At 36.2% G+C, this 16,419-nt stretch carries 12 protein-coding genes; 6 read left to right on the top strand and 6 right to left on the bottom strand.

Features of this window, described 5'->3' with window-relative positions:
* Positions 1 to 8: 8 nt before the first annotated feature.
* The 4 genes from ilvD to atpD all read right to left on the bottom strand — a co-directional run bounded on the left by ilvD (position 9) and on the right by atpD (position 4,796).
* On the bottom strand, positions 9 to 1,709 hold the full coding sequence (gene ilvD, locus IP023_RS06150) for a dihydroxy-acid dehydratase (protein ID WP_241789384.1): 1,701 nt from the start codon (positions 1,707 to 1,709) through the stop codon (positions 9 to 11).
* Entirely contained in the window at positions 1,693 to 2,583 is an 891-nt protein-coding gene (locus IP023_RS06145; RefSeq protein WP_241789383.1) for a branched-chain amino acid transaminase, read from the bottom strand. The genes ilvD and IP023_RS06145 overlap by 17 nt, the downstream gene beginning before the upstream one ends.
* Before the next feature lie 364 nt (positions 2,584 to 2,947).
* Positions 2,948 to 3,196, bottom strand: coding sequence for an ATP synthase F1 subunit epsilon (atpC, locus tag IP023_RS06140; protein WP_241789382.1), 249 nt, complete (start codon positions 3,194 to 3,196; stop codon positions 2,948 to 2,950).
* Positions 3,197 to 3,293: 97 nt separating this feature from the next.
* Entirely contained in the window at positions 3,294 to 4,796 is a 1,503-nt protein-coding gene (atpD, locus tag IP023_RS06135) for a F0F1 ATP synthase subunit beta (protein WP_241789381.1), read from the bottom strand.
* 283 nt (positions 4,797 to 5,079) lie between these two features.
* Between atpD and IP023_RS06130 the strand changes: the two genes are divergently transcribed.
* Positions 5,080 to 6,684, top strand: coding sequence for a M14 family zinc carboxypeptidase (locus IP023_RS06130; protein WP_241789380.1), 1,605 nt, complete (start codon positions 5,080 to 5,082; stop codon positions 6,682 to 6,684).
* A gap of 11 nt (positions 6,685 to 6,695) precedes the next feature.
* Positions 6,696 to 8,453, top strand: a complete 1,758-nt coding sequence (locus IP023_RS06125) for a M14 family metallopeptidase (protein ID WP_241789379.1) — start codon at positions 6,696 to 6,698, stop codon at positions 8,451 to 8,453.
* Between the two features lie 162 nt (positions 8,454 to 8,615).
* Here IP023_RS06125 and IP023_RS06120 read toward each other — a convergent pair whose 3' ends face one another.
* Positions 8,616 to 9,212 carry a hypothetical protein gene (locus tag IP023_RS06120; RefSeq protein ID WP_241789378.1) on the bottom strand — a complete coding sequence of 199 codons (597 nt, stop codon included), beginning with the start codon at positions 9,210 to 9,212 and terminating at the stop codon, positions 8,616 to 8,618.
* 246 nt (positions 9,213 to 9,458) lie between these two features.
* On the opposite strand from IP023_RS06120, the gene rhaT reads away from it, so the two are divergent.
* The 4 genes from rhaT (at position 9,459) to IP023_RS06100 (ending at position 15,390) form a co-directional block, all read left to right on the top strand.
* Complete coding sequence (rhaT, locus tag IP023_RS06115; RefSeq protein WP_241789377.1) at positions 9,459 to 10,532, top strand: L-rhamnose/proton symporter RhaT; 1,074 nt, start codon at positions 9,459 to 9,461, stop codon at positions 10,530 to 10,532.
* A gap of 22 nt (positions 10,533 to 10,554) precedes the next feature.
* A complete protein-coding gene (locus IP023_RS06110; protein WP_241789376.1) occupies positions 10,555 to 12,663 on the top strand; it encodes a bifunctional aldolase/short-chain dehydrogenase in 2,109 nt (702 codons plus the stop codon).
* An 82-nt stretch (positions 12,664 to 12,745) separates the two neighbouring features.
* On the top strand, positions 12,746 to 14,020 hold the full coding sequence (locus IP023_RS06105) for a sugar isomerase (RefSeq protein ID WP_241789375.1): 1,275 nt from the start codon (positions 12,746 to 12,748) through the stop codon (positions 14,018 to 14,020).
* Between the two features lie 11 nt (positions 14,021 to 14,031).
* Complete coding sequence (locus tag IP023_RS06100; protein WP_241789374.1) at positions 14,032 to 15,390, top strand: FGGY-family carbohydrate kinase; 1,359 nt, start codon at positions 14,032 to 14,034, stop codon at positions 15,388 to 15,390.
* Positions 15,391 to 15,500: 110 nt separating this feature from the next.
* Here the strand turns inward: IP023_RS06100 and IP023_RS06095 are convergent, their stop codons facing one another.
* Positions 15,501 to 16,379 carry an AraC family transcriptional regulator gene (locus tag IP023_RS06095; protein WP_241789373.1) on the bottom strand — a complete coding sequence of 293 codons (879 nt, stop codon included), beginning with the start codon at positions 16,377 to 16,379 and terminating at the stop codon, positions 15,501 to 15,503.
* Positions 16,380 to 16,419 lie beyond the last annotated feature (40 nt).

The raw sequence follows: 16,419 nt of genomic DNA, 5'->3' as shown, positions 1-16,419 counted from the left end.
TTGTCTTCTTATAAATCAGTTACACATCCTTCAGATGCATCTGATACTGTTTTCGCGTATTTGTATAATACACCTTTTTTCACTTTTAATGCTGGTTGAGTCCATCTTGAACGACGTTCAGCAATCACATCATCTGCTACATTCAATGTAATCGTATTATTGACAGCGTCGATTTCGATAATATCGTCATCTTCTACTAGTCCAATAAGACCACCTTTGTATGCTTCAGGTGTGATGTGTCCTACTACGAAACCATGCGTACCTCCGGAGAAACGTCCGTCGGTAATCAAAGCTACTGATTTACCTAAGCCAGCACCAATGATAAGAGAGGTAGGTTTAAGCATTTCAGGCATCCCTGGTGCACCGATAGGTCCTTCATTTTTGATAACGATTACGTCACCTTGTTTGATACGTCCTGAAGCGATACCTACAACTAGATCTTGCTCCCCATCGAATACACGTGCTGGACCTACAAAACGTTCTCCTTCTTTACCTGATATTTTTGCTACAGATCCTTTTTCGGCTAAGTTTCCATACAATATTTGTAAGTGACCTGTTGCTTTGATAGGTTCTGCTAAAGGTTTGATGATAGGTTGGTTATAATCGATAATAGATTTTACATCAGCTAAGTTTTCGGCTACAGTTTTTCCAGTAACAGTCAAACAGTCACCATGGATCAACCCATTGTCTAACAAATAGCGCATTACAGCAGGAGTACCGCCGAATTGTTGTAAGTCTTGCATCAAGTATTTGCCTGAAGGTTTGAAATCTGCCAATACTGGCGTTTCGTCAGACATGCGTTGGAAATCATCTTGAGTGATATCTACGCCTATTGATTTACCGATAGCGATAAAGTGTAATACCGCATTGGTACTACCTCCAAGAATGATGATTATACGTAAAGCATTTTCAAATGCTTTGCGTGTCATAATATCTGAAGGTTTAATATCATTTTCTAATAGAATACGGATGTATTTACCCGCATCTAGACATTCTTGTTCTTTTTCTTTAGAGATTGCTGGGTGAGAAGAAGAGTATGGTAAGCTCATACCTAATGCTTCGATAGCTGAAGCCATCGTATTTGCGGTATACATACCCCCGCAAGCACCTGGACCAGGACAAGTGTGTTTGATCACACCTTGAAAATCTTCTTCAGACATGTTGCCACAAATTTTTTGGCCTAATGCCTCAAATGCAGAAACAATATTTAATTCTTCACCTTTATAATGACCTGGAGCGATTGTTCCCCCATATACCATGATAGCAGGTCTATCAAGGCGAGCCATTGCCATTACAGCGCCAGGCATATTTTTGTCACAACCAGGGATTGCAATCAAAGCATCATAATATTGACCGCCGCAGATTGTCTCTATACTGTCTGCGATCACATCACGTGATACAAGAGAATAACGCATACCATCGGTTCCATTGCTCATACCATCACTGACACCAATAGTTCCAAATGTTAAGCCTACTAAATCATTCGCCCAAGTACCTTTTTTTACCACTTGTGCCAAATCATTTAAGTGCATATTACACGTATTGCCATCGTAGCCCATACTAGCGATACCAACTTGGGCTTTTTCCATATCTGCATCTGTCAATCCGATTCCATATAGCATTGCTTTTGCTGCTGGTTGAGTCTCGTCTTGTGTGAAGATTTTGCTGTACTTGTTAATTCCTTTTTCGTTATCAGATGATGACTTCATAATTCTCTTGCTCTAAAACTAAATTTTTGTATTTCTTTTGAATAGATGATCCTATTGTATTTTCCCAGTCTTCTTTGTAGATGATATGATCTACCTGTTGGATACCAATTATTTCTGCTGCTGTCCCACTAAGGAAAGCACTGTCAGCACTATAGATATCTTCAATTGTTAATTTCTTTTCTATGATATCAAATCCCAGTTGTTTACAGATGTCAATAACGGTTTGACGGGTGATACCTGGGAAGATATTGCCTAACGGTGGCGTATATATTTTGAAATCTTTTTCTATAAATAAATTTTCACTTGATGCTTGTGCCACATAGCCTTCTTGATCTAAAAGTAGTGCTTCATCAAAACCCTTTTTTAAGGCGTCAGAGCTTGCTAATATGGAGTTGATATATTGACCTGATATCTTCGCTTCAATATGAAAAGACTTAGGATTTGGTCTCTCAAATTCGGATAAATTAACACGCAATAAATTGTGCCCTAAATAAGGGCCCCATTCCCAAGCTGCTATCATTATGTGAGCTTCCTCAGAGCTTGTTAAGTGCATGTTGGAGCCTGAATATACTAAGGGTCTAATATAAGCTGATCTCAGGTTGTTAACTTCCAATAGTTCATAGGTACTTTCTATCAACTGTCGGTTATTCCAAGTGTAGGGAAGTTGGATGGCTTCACATGATTTTTGTAATCTATCGAAATGTGCCTCTGCTTTAAAGATTCTAGTACCATTGTGTGTGCTATATGCTCTTAATCCTTCGAATGCACCATAGCCATAATGTAAAGACTGTCCGAATAGGTCAATTCCAGCTTCTGTCGCTTTCACGAATTTACCATTAAGGTATATTAGCGTATTTTGATTGTAGTATTGCATAAGCTTATAGTTTAAAAAGACAACTAGTTCCTCCCCAAAAACAGTGTTCTTATCTTTTTGAATTGACTTCCTCAAGTTAAGCCGAATTCAAATTTAATACAATAGACAAATAAAATATTTTGAAAAAGTTTTTTGTATGGTTTATTCTTGTGTTTTTACGCTGTATTTTGAAATAGCTTTCAATTTACAGAATATAATTTTGTTGTTAGTAGACCCGATTTAAAATCGGTATATTTTTTGGATTTTGAACTTTGTATGAATTTCATCAAAATTCTTCTTAAAATCAGGTTGGGTAAGGTTGTATTAAAAAAAATAGCCCTTAAGAATAGGTATTCTTAAGGGCTATTTAATATTGAATATTATTCTAATTCTGAACAATTCCTTCAGCTAAAATGATAATGTTGTTGTCCTTAGCTTCAACTACACCTCCTTTGATAATAATGACGATTTCTTCATTACTATTTTTGACGATGACCTTACCATCTTCTAGCGTAGACACAATAGCAGCGTGATCTTTCAAAATTTGAAAAGACCCTGATGTACCGGGTACTGTAACAGATGTTACGTCACCTTCGTATGCTAATTTGTCTGGAGTGATTATTGATAATTTCATTCTTTTCTAGATATGAGATTAAAGATATAAGATGGAGAACAAGTTCTACAAATAGCTTTGAGGTACGTATACCTCAAAGCTATTATCTAATATCTAATTAAACTGCTTCTGCTAATAACTTCTTACCTTTTTCGATAGCCTCATCGATAGAACCTACTAAGTTGAAAGCTGCTTCAGGATATTCATCTACTTCACCATCGATGATCATATTGAATCCTTTGATAGTATCCTTGATGTCTACTAGTACACCTTTCAAACCTGTAAATTGCTCTGCTACGTGGAATGGTTGAGACAAGAAACGTTGTACACGACGTGCGCGGTGTACTGTTAATTTATCTTCTTCAGATAATTCATCCATACCTAAGATAGCAATGATATCTTGAAGTTCTTTGTAACGTTGTAAAATTTCTTTAACACGTTGAGCTGTATCGTAGTGCTCGTTACCTAATACTGCTGGAGATAAGATACGTGAAGTAGAATCTAATGGATCTACCGCAGGATAAATACCTAACTCAGCAATTTTACGTGACAATACTGTAGTTGCATCCAAGTGAGCGAATGTCGTCGCTGGAGCAGGGTCAGTTAAATCATCCGCAGGTACGTATACCGCTTGTACTGATGTGATTGATCCGTTTTTAGTTGAGGTAATACGCTCTTGCATTAAACCCATCTCTGTCGCTAATGTCGGTTGGTAACCTACTGCAGAAGGCATACGGCCTAATAAAGCGGAAACTTCAGAACCAGCTTGCGTAAAACGGAAGATGTTATCAATAAAGAATAATACATCTTTACCTTGGCCATCACCTTCACCATCACGGAAATATTCAGCGATTGTAAGACCTGATAAGGCTACACGTGCACGTGCACCTGGAGGCTCATTCATTTGACCGAATACGAAAGTACATTTAGATTCTTTCATTAATTCTTGGTCAACAGTATCTAAAGGCCATTCGCCTTTTTCCATACCTTCCATGAATTGCTCACCGTATTTGATGATACCTGACTCTAACATCTCACGAAGTAAATCATTACCTTCACGAGTACGCTCACCAACACCTGCGAATACAGATAAACCACCGTGTCCTTTAGCGATGTTGTTAATTAACTCTTGAATTAATACTGTTTTACCTACACCGGCACCACCGAACAAACCGATTTTACCACCTTTAGCATAAGGCTCTAACAAGTCAATAACTTTGATACCTGTATAAAGAACTTCGCTCTCAGTAGATAAGTCTTCAAATTTTGGAGGTGTATTATGGATAGAACGTCCATTTGTAGTGTCCAATTCGCGAATACCATCGATTGGTGCACCAACTACGTTGAATACACGACCTTTGATCTCTTCGCCAACAGGCATTTTGATTGGCGCTCCAGTGTCAACCACTTTCATACCACGAACTAAACCTTCTGTTGCATCCATCGCTATAGTACGAACACGTTCTTCACCTAAATGTTTCTGAACTTCTAATACAATGCGTTGTCCATTTTCTTTTTCAATGTACAATGCATCGTAAATCTTAGGAAGATTTTCATTGTCGGCAAAGTTGACGTCAACCACTGGGCCGATAATCTGCGCTATTTTACCAATATTGGGCATATTATAGGGACTAAAAATTTATTAATCTATTTATTAACAGCTTCTTTCCAAGCTGTATTTTGGAATGCAAAAATAATGTATATCTATTGAAAACCAAAGCGATTGTTAAGAATTATTTAAAATTTATATTTATTGTCTTTGGTTGTTTAATATATTGACCTTTTTTGATAACTATTTTTTGTGTTTTATAGCAAACAAGTTACTTATCAATTATTTAGCTAAATGGAATTTTATATACTTTTATAAACACAATTAGCCAGTGGTTATATTAATACTATCTTATATGAAGAAAATTTTTGTTCTACTGTGTTCAATCTCTCCTTTGTTAGGTTTTGCACAGTTGGATTACCCTAGTTATAAGGATTTATTATCAAGCATCCATCAGCTCAAAGGAAATAAATATGTCTCCATTGGTACCATTGGAAAAAGCTTCGGTGGTGAGAATATTTCCGTTGTTAAGCTGGAGCGGGATCCCAATGTTAAACCTACATTATTATTAGTGTCCGGTATAGATGGTAAGCATCCTGCAGGGGTGATTAGTAGTGTTGGATTGCTAAAAGAATTATTAGCTATGCAGCCTGATTCATTAGCTCATCTTTTAGATAATAAATCTATTTGGATTGTACCCCTTGTTAATCCCGATGCTTATAAAAGAAATGTTGAAGCTGGTCATTGGAATTCTGGAAATGCACGTGTGGTCGACAATGATCGTGATGGGCGTATGGATGAAAATCCCAGTATGGATATAAATGGGGATGCATTAATTTCACAGATGCGTGTAAAATCTATTGCGGGAACACATGTCATGCATCCAAATTATAAAAATATATTAATCGAAGCAGATAGAAGTAAAGGGGAAAAGGGTAATTATGTGTTATTTGATGAAGGAATAGATACTGATTTTGATGATAGATATGGTGAAGACGGTGTGGGTGGGGTAAATCTTGATCGGAATTTTACTTTTAATTATCCTGCTTTCTATCCCGAAAGTGGTAATTATGCCGCTTCTGAACCGGAAACAAAAGCGCTTATGAACTTTGTGTATGAGAATCCACAAATATCAACTATTGTTCAATTTGGATTAACAAATAATCTTTCCGAACCTGAGAGATTCAATGAAGCTAAAGCGAATGAAAGAATAGTGAGCTCATGGACGGCTAAGGATGCCGATGTTGCTAAATATATTTCATCTATTTATAAAAAAATTAGCAAACCCTTAGGAGAGCCTACAAAAATGGAGCACAAACCAGGTAATTTTGCTAATACAGCCTATTATCACTTAGGTAAATATAGTTTTTCTACACCTATATGGTGGCCTTCTGTTGTAGATTCTGTAAACAATACCAAAACAACTAAGGGTGATGATATGTTCTATCAATGGGCAATACAAAATAATATTGATGGTGCGATTTTACCTTGGGTGAATGTCAAGCACCCTAATTTTCCTAATAATGAAGTCGAAGTAGGTGGTATTGTTGATATCTATAGGCTTAATCCTCCTTTAGCTTATTTGGGGCAATCTACTAAAATACATGCTGATTTTATTCAACATTTGTTGAAAGCGATGCCACAATTGGAATTCCAAAAACCTGAAATTACAGCGCTCGGTGCTGATGTATTTAGGGTAGAATTGGCAGTTACTAATGTCGGATTGATGCCAATGTATCCGGAAATTGCGGATAAAATAAAATATGTATCTAAATTTAAAACAATATGTGAGCTTCAAAAGGATCAAGTATTTTTGAATGGTAAGCGTTTGCAATTGTATCCTTCATTAGGCGCAGGGAAATCCCAAACATTTTCATGGTTGATAAAAGGTAAGGGAACTGTTACTATTATAGCAGGATGTCCTACTTCGGGGATAGTAAATATTGATGTTAAATTGTAAAGGTGAAAAAAATGAAATTAATAAATATACTTTTTGTAGCAGTATGCACCGTCTCAATACTGTCTGTAGCAAATGCGCAAAATAATAATGATGCTATCGATATTCCTGGTTTACGAGCGGTCGGTTCGCCCGCAAATCCTAAAGTACCAATGAATTGGAATAGATATCATGATAACAAACAAATAGAACAATTTTGTAAAGATCTTCAGAAGGCTTACCCTTCACTTGTAAAGTATGAGTCTATAGGTAAGTCTTTTGAAGGTAGGGATATATTTGTACTATCTATATCAGATTTTAATAATGGTATTAGTGACCGTAAACCTGGAATGTGGATTGATGGGAATATTCATGCCAATGAACTACAAGGGTCTGAGATTGCCATGTACACGGCTTGGTATCTAGCCGAAAATTATCATCAAGTTCCTTTTATCAAAGAGCTATTGCAAGAGAAGATATTTTATATTGCTCCAACAATAAATCCAGATTCAAGGGATTATTTTATTTACGAACCTAATACGATGCATTCCTCGCGTACAGGAAGACGACCTTTTGACAATGATGGTGACGGATTGATAGCTGAAGATTTGTACGATGACTTGGATGCTGATGGTCATATTGTTATGATGCGTAGGAAATCTAAAACCGGAAGATATAAAGCTGATCCTGAAAATGCGAATAGAATGATCCTTGTAAAACCAGGTGAGAAAGGTGAATATGAATTATTGGGGTTCGAGGGAATTGATAATGATGGCGATGGTTTAGTGAATGAGGATATCACAGGTACCTATGATCCTAATCGGGATTGGGGCTGGAATTGGCAGCCTAATTATGTGCAAAATGGGGCCTTATATTACCCAGGTACTTTGCCTGAGACCATGGCAGTCAAAAATTTCTTCTTCAAGCATACGAATATTGCGGGAGCACAATCTTATCATAACTACGGTGGGATGATTCTGCGAGGTCCTGGAGCGGCACAAGATGATAAATATTATTCACGTAAGGATATACAGGTGTATGATGCTATAGGGCAGACGGGTGCTAAAATGTTGCCTGGATATGATTATATCGTTATCCACAAAGATCTTTACACCGTTTTTGGTGGAGAGATTGACTTTTTCGCTCTCGGTAGAGGAATCTATACTTTTTCCAATGAATTGATGACGACTTACAAATTGTTTAATGAAAAAGCTAATGGTGGACTTCGTCAAAGTGATGAGTATTATGAATTTGATAAATTGCTATTGTTTGGAGACGCATATGTACCATGGAAAGAATTCGATCATCCACAATTTGGTAAAATAGAAATAGGTGGTGCTAAGAAAAATTATACTAGAAATCATCCTGGTTTTTTATTGTTAGAAGATGCTCACCGTAATGCAGCTTTCACTATTTATCATGCGCACCATATGCCTAAGCTTGAGATAACTAGCATTGAGACAAAAGTACTGGCAGGAAATCTTACCGAAATCGTGGCTACTGTATGGAACAGCCGAATTATTCCAACACACTCTGATCATGATGTCAAGAATAAAGTTAATAGACCTGACTATATACGTATTGAAGGAGCCGATGTGATTGTAGGGATGCGCGTATTGGATAAAGATTTTAACAGTACAGTGGAACAAAAGTATAAACCTGATCAGATCGAAGTTCCAAGTATTGATGGCATGAGTGAAGTTCGTGTAAAATGGATTGTGAAAGGAAGTCCTAAAAATGTAAAAATTGTTGTGGACAGTGAAAAGGGTGGATTAGTAGAAAAAGCAATTTAATAGTAATTTTAATAATGGATAGCTGTAAAGCTATTTTAGACAACTTTACAACTCTCCATTATTAATCCCCTAATTCTAGGCTTTAGTAATTAAAGGTACTATCGATATAGTATCAACAAAAAATGACCTGCTCAAGCAGGTCATTTTTTGTTTTTATTAAGATTAGGAATTGCCTTTTAATTGTTCGTCTAATAATTGACGCTTTAATTTTTGCTCTGTCTCCATAGCTTTCTTTTTAAATACTTGAAATTCCTGTTGCGATTCTTCAGCTGTTTTTTTTGATTCTACAGCATCAATTTTAGCTTTGCGGAATGAAGCTATGATAATCATTAGCACCAATGCCAATATAGCTATAATAGCCCAAACGATGGAGTGATATACACCTTTAGATAAATCGATGCCTAAGAATGTTATATTATCTGTTTTGCGCTGTTCTATTGCTAATGCTGCTTGCGTAGTCTGTAAAGAGTCCTTCAGCAAAGTAAGATTAGCAACAGAAGAAGAAGAATTGCTTTTTAATGTTGCTATTTCTTTAGTGTATTTTGAAATCGAATCACTTACATTTTTCTGTATAATTTCGATATTGGCTTTTCTAATGACTTTAAAATCAGCGTCAAATGATTTGGATTGTGCCAGTAATACTTGAAACTGAGATTGTAAATTTAAATTAGATTGTAGTTTTTGCTGCAACGTAGGTTGTTGCGCAAAACTACAGGTTATTGCTAATAAAAATATTGTCGTCAGTAAAGATTTGTGCATGATAGATTATGTTAATAATATAAAGATGAACCTAAGATAATAAATTCAATATAAATATAATAAATAAAGTGTGATGTTATTTTTATTTATTTAATAAATAATTACTTACTAATATTAAATTTTTAGCAATTTATTCCCTTCCTAAGCCCTGTTATGGCCCAATTTAACATGACAGTTCATAACAGTTGATTAAATCAATCCCCCTATATTGAGGTACCTTTTATAAATCTAATAATTATAATTTTTATGAATGCTTTAGCTGGTGTACTATTTCATTTTATTGGAGGCTTTGCTTCAGGAAGCTTTTATGTTCCTTACAAAAAAGTCAAGGATTGGTCGTGGGAAGCGATGTGGATATTAGGGGGCTTATTCTCATGGATCCTCGTACCTCCATTGGCTGCTTGGATAACCATACCTAATTTTATGGATATAATTTCCAATACTTCGACTTCTATTATTGGATATACCTATTTATTTGGTTTGCTGTGGGGTATTGGTGGGTTGACCTATGGATTAGGTGTACGGTATTTGGGCGTTTCGTTGGGGAGTAGTATAATATTGGGTTTGAGTATGGTTTTTGGCGCTTTAATGCCTGCTATTTATTATTTTTTCAATACTACGGAAGGTAAGCATGGCATCGACTTCTTTTTTACAGATCCTTCGGGTATCTGTGTGATGTTAGGTTTACTGGTTTGTCTTATAGGGATTTATTTTTGTGGAAAAGCAGGGGTGCTCAAGGAGCACGATTTAGCATCACTAAAAGATGGTGGAAAAACAGAGTTTAATTTTGGCTTAGGTATCGTTGTCGCTGTTATCTCCGGCGTACTATCGGCATGTTTCAATTTTGGATTAGAAGCCGGAAAGCCTATGGCAGAGATTGCTAATGAATTATGGAAAGATAGCAACCCTAACCAAGGTGAATTTTTATACCAAAACAATGTTACATATGTAGTGATTTTATGGGGAGGTTTTACAACAAACATTATTTGGTGTGTTTATCTGCTCTGTAAGAATAGGACATTTGGTGACTATACAAAACAATCAGCTCCATTATTGAAGAATTTATTACTCTGCGCAATCGCGGGAACCACATGGTATTTACAATTCTTTTTTTATGGAATGGGTGAAAGTAGGCTTGGCAATGGTGCTAGTTCTTGGATTCTTCATATGGCATTTATCATTTTAATTTCAAATGCATGGGGAGTAATACTAAAAGAATGGAAAGGTGTACAAAAGAAAACGTATCGATCAGTGATAATAGGCATAGCCACCATTATTCTGTCCATATGTATTATAGGATTTGCAAAAACATTAGAATAATAACAATTAAAACTTTAAGATAGTGAGAATATATAAACATGTGAATTATTTATGGGATGACCAAAAGGCAGCTAGCTTAGGTAATGATGAAGTTGCTTTATTGTTGTATCGGTCAAATTTGTTAGGTTCTGATTTGCGTATTACAAATTATGGAGGTGGCAATACATCATGCAAAGTGATGGATAACGATCCCTTAACTGGCGAAGCAGTTGAAGTAATGTGGATTAAAGGTTCAGGTGGTGATATCGGCACACTCCAGAAATCTGGTTTAGCGGCGCTATATGTTGACCGTCTTCGGGAGCTCGAAAAAGTCTATAAAGGTATAGCGTATGAAGATGAAATGGTTGAGCTATTTAATCACTGTATTTTTGACCTAGCATCCAAAGCACCTTCTATTGATACACCGTTGCACGGTTTTCTGCCTTTTAAGCATATTGATCATTTGCACCCAGATGCGGCTATCGCTATTGCGGCAGCAAAAGATGGTAAACGAATTACGGAAGAGCTATTTGAGGGCGAAATTGGCTGGGTAGATTGGCAAAAGCCGGGTTTTGACTTAGGCTTGCAATTGCGCGATTGTTTGGCTAATAATCCTGGAATACGTGGTATTATGTTAGGTTCACATGGATTATTTACTTGGGGAGATACCGCATATGAATGCTATATTAATTCTTTGGATGTCATTGAAAAATGTGCTTCATATCTAGAAGATAATTATGGAAAAAATAGGCCTGTCTTTGGTGGTCAGCGAATAGAAAGTTTACCAGCAGAGGAACGCCAAAATCAAGCGATTAAAATTGCCCCTATTCTAAGGGGATTCTGCTCTAGCGAGCGCCATATGATAGGGCATTTTACGGATGATACTAAAGTCTTAGAATATATAAATTCTAATGATTTGGATCGTTTAGCTCCTTTAGGTACCAGTTGTCCCGATCATTTTTTGCGCACTAAGATACAACCTTTGATTCTGAACTTGGACAAATCAGCAGAATTGGGTGATGTGGAAGCCATTAAAGAATTGTTAAGTCCTCTTTTTGAGGGGTATAGGGCTATGTATACGGACTATTATGACACGTGTAAGCATGATAATAGCCCTGCCATCCGCGACAAAAATCCTGTGATTATTATTTACCCTGGAGTGGGCATGTTCGCGTTTGCAAAAGATAAACAAACGGCTCGTGTAGCCGCTGAATTTTATATCAATGCGATCAATGTGATGAAAGGTGCTGAAGCCATAAGTGAATATACATCTTTACCAAGACAAGAAGCTTTTAATATTGAATATTGGTTGCTGGAAGAAGCAAAATTGCAACGTATGCCTAAACCAAAATCTTTGTCTGGAAAAATAGCATTGGTCACAGGTAGTGCTGGAGGAATAGGTAAAGCTATTGCGAAGAAGATGGCCCTAGAAGGGGCTGTCATAGTATTGAATGATATGAACCAAGAGCGCTTGCGGGGTACTGAAGAGGAATTTGTCGGTCTTTTTGGTAAGGATAACGTGATTTCTACACCATTGGATGTAACGAATTCAGATCAAATTCAACAAGCTTTTAATCAGGCTATTTTAGCGTATGGCGGTATTGATATTATTGTCAATAATGCTGGATTATCCATCTCTAAGTCTATTGAAGATCATACCGATCAGGATTGGGAATTGCTATACGAAGTATTAGTACATGGCCAATTCTTGGTCACGCAATCGGCGACAAAAGTATTAAAGGCACAAGCTGTAGGTGGGGATATCATCAATATAGTGAGTAAAAATGCGCTCGTTAGTGGACCTAATAACGCGGGATATGGTAGTGCTAAAGCTGCACAATTGCATCTTAGCAGGTTAAATGCTGCGGAATTGGGGCCGTTTAAAATTCGTGTCAATGTAGTGAATCCGGATGCCGTGATATCAGATAGTAATATCTGGGCCGGAGGATGGGCTGAAGGCCGTGCAAAAGCATATGGCATTACAGTGGCAGAATTACCAGCTTTCTATGCTAACCGTACTCTATTGAATGAGATTATCTTGCCAGATGATATCGCTAATGCTTGCTATGTTTTTGTAGGTGGCAATTTGAATAAGTCTACTGGAAATGTTCTTAATGTAGATGGTGGGGTAGCGATGGCTTTTGTTAGGTAATAATTTTAGGATAATATGAAGTGTTTATGTTTTTTTATATCTTAAATACTTCAATTGTAACCAAATATAAAATAAAGGAATTATGAGGATAAATCAAGCGGTTATCAATGCACATAATGATGAATTGATAACTAAGCATTTACGCGCATTTAATTTTTTAAAAGAAGATATTCTACAAACTGAAGAAGTACTTGACAAATTACAAAAATTTCAAATTGCTATTCCGAGCTGGGCTTTAGGAACAGGTGGTACTCGTTTTGGTCGTTTTTCAGGAAAAGGGGAGCCGGGTAATTTGGAGCAAAAAATTGAAGATGTAGGTTTGTTACATGCTTTAAATAAATCAAGTGGGGCTATTTCTCTACATATTCCATGGGATATTCCACAAAATGTGGAAAAAATTAAGGAATTAGCCAATTCTTTTGGGTTAGTTTTCGATGCGGTAAATTCAAATACGTTTCAAGATCAACCCGAACAAGAATATAGCTATAAGTTTGGCTCTCTTCATCATGTCGATCCTAATATGCGTAAGCAAGCAATAGAGCACAATATTGAAGTCATCAAACAAGGTATTGCTTTGGGATCAAAATCTATTACGGTATGGTTGGCTGATGGTTCTTCTTTTCCTGGACAATTAAACTTTAGAGAAGCTTTTCAACATACATTATCCAGCTTACAGGAGATTTATAAATACCTGCCCGAGGATTGGAAAATGTTTATCGAATATAAAGCCTTTGAACCGCATTTCTATTCTACTACCATCGGTGATTGGGGGCAATCTTTATTATTAGCCAATAAATTAGGGGACAAAGCCTATACTTTAGTTGATTTAGGACACCATCTACCTAATGCTAATATAGAACAGATCGTTTCTTTGCTGTTGATGGAAGGTAAATTAGCTGGTTTTCATTTTAATGATAGTAAATATGCTGACGATGATCTAACTGCGGGAAGTATCAAACCGTATCAATTGTTTTTGATTTTTAATGAATTGATAGATGGAATGGATGCTAGAGGGATTGATCATGCTTCGGGATTGGGATGGATGATTGATGCTAGTCATAATTTGAAAGATCCTTTGGTAGACTTATTACAATCAGTAGAAGCCATTAAAATAGCTTATACCCAAGCTTTACTCGTTGATAGGACTGCTATTAAAGATGCTCAGCAAAGTAATGATGTCGTAAAGGCACAAGAAATATTGCAAGAAGCTTATCGTACTGATGTCCGTCCTTTAGTTGCGGAAGCACGCTTACGTAGCGGTGGAGCTTTAAATCCTATACGCTTATTTGAAGAGGCACAAATCAGAAATCAATTGATAGCGGAGCGTGGTGAAAATACTAAAGCTACTGGTTTATAACGATTAGTAATATGGATAATAAAAGGATTCCTGTCATTGCAATTTTCGATGTCGGAAAAACAAATAAAAAGCTTTTTCTGTTTGATGAGCATTATAATATTGTGTTTGAACGCACGGCAAAATTTTTAGAAACTACAGATGAAGATGGGGATAGTTGTGAAAATTTGGAAAGCCTAAGATTGTCTGTATTTGATTCGCTACATCAGGTGTTTCGCATGAAACAATATGATGTCAAAGCCATTAATTTCGCCTCTTACGGTGCGTCGTTGGTTTATGTCGATGAAGTAGGGATGCCACTTACACCGTTGTATAATTATTTGAAGGATTATCCTTCGGAGTTGAGTGATAAACTTTACGCCAATTATGGCGGCGCATCTACTTTCTCTTTAGAGACGGCGTCCCCTTTGTTAGGAAGCCTAAATTCTGCTCTGCAATTGTATCGTATAAAGCATGAACAACCTGCTGTTTTCAAGAAAATAAAATATGCTTTGCATCTCCCGCAATATTTGAGTTTTCTTGTTTCTGGTACATATTATACAGATATGACGAGTATAGGTTGCCATACGGCAATGTGGGATTTTAAACAAAACAAATACCACCGTTGGCTTGAAGATGAAGGTCTTTTAGAAAAATTGGCCCCTATTACTTCTGGCAAAGAGGTTTTTGATGCTACTTTTCCTGGAAACAACTATAAGGTAGGCACGGGTTTTCACGACAGCTCTTCGGCTTTGATACCGTATTTGATTAATTTTCATGAACCTTTTGTATTGATCTCAACTGGCACATGGTGTATTACGATGAATCCTTTTGCAGGAAGTAATTTAACGGAAGATGAGCTACATGCAGATTGTTTGTGCTATCTAAGATATGATGGAATTCCGGTGAAAGCATCGCGATTATTTGCTGGATATGAACATGAAGTACAAGCTAAAAGAATAGCAGAATATTTTGATGTCGCTGTTTCGAAATTTAAAAATATCGAGATTGATTGGAATATCATAAGATCAATTCCTCACATGAAAGCAGATAATGTATTGCAGACTTTTTCAAAACGCGATTTGTCTTCCTTTCCGAACTATATAGTAGCTTATCATACGTTAATGTACGATTTGGTACAAGCACAGATTGAATCCAGCAATCTTGTCCTTACTAATGGTGGTTGTAAACGCATATTTGTTGATGGTGGTTTTAGTAAGAATAATCTATACATGAATTTGCTGGCACGTAACTATCCTCATATTGAAGTTTATGCCGCTTCAATGGCGCAAGCCACAGCTTTAGGTGCCGCATTGGCTATTCATTCCCATTGGAATACACAGTCAATTCCCGCTGATATTATAGAGCTTCGGTATTTTCGAACCGATTCCTAAAAGGATTGATATCAAACAAATAGTGGATTTAATTATTTAGATACACTATTTGTTTTATTTAAGACGTATTGTTATGGAATTATTATTTAGTAGAGGGTTAATTATATCCACTATATAAGCTTTAAGTAGTCATCTCGGTATTTTTTTGGTTGTCTACCAATTACACTTTTAAATTGTTTATTAAAATTAGTAACAGAAGGATACCCGCACTCATAGCTTATGGTCTCAATTGGAATATTCTCATCTTTTAATAATTTACAGGCGTAGTTGATTCTGATTTCTTTTAGAAAATCAGAAAATGATTTGTTTAATCTAGTTTTGAAATAACGACTAAACGATGTATTTGTCATGTTTGCAATTTCAGCCACCTCTTCCAGTTTGATAGGTTTAGCAAAATTCTTTATCACATAATCATATACTTTGTGGATTCGCTCTGTTTCTACTTTTTTATAGATTATTGCCTCATCGATTTCATTGATAACCAGTATATCGTTCGAAGTCACTAAAGTTTCTAATATCTGCAGTAATAGTATAATACTTTCTAATTCGGTTTTTTCTAATAAGTCCCGCATCATCTCGCCAATACGTTTCCGAGTATCTCCTTGAATTTCTATACCTAGGTTACTTTTGTCGAACAATTTATTCAATTTATTGAATTCTTCTTTATCATAGATATTGTCCCCTAAGAAATTTTTATGAAAATAGATGACTATAACGGAGGTGTCTAAAATACTGTCTTTTTCGAAATACGATAAATGATTTTTCCATACATGGGGAAGATTGGGGCCTATAAATACCATATCATTGGCTTGGAAGGGTTGCAAGCTACTACCGACGATACGATTGCCTTCTCCTTTTACGACAAAGGAAAGCTGGAATTCTGGGTGGGCATGAAAAGTCGGATCAAAATGACGTTCATTGATACTTTTGATAACAAATGATTTATTCTCTGGAATAAGCGATTTTGAGATAACTCTCTTTTCTAGCATTATAATTTCTTTTATAAACTATAAATATAATAATAAATGA

The sequence above is a fragment of the Sphingobacterium rhinopitheci genome (genome assembly GCF_022627575.1).
GTDB lineage: Bacteria > Bacteroidota > Bacteroidia > Sphingobacteriales > Sphingobacteriaceae > Sphingobacterium > Sphingobacterium rhinopitheci.
This window is presented reverse-complemented; position numbering and strand designations above follow the sequence as displayed.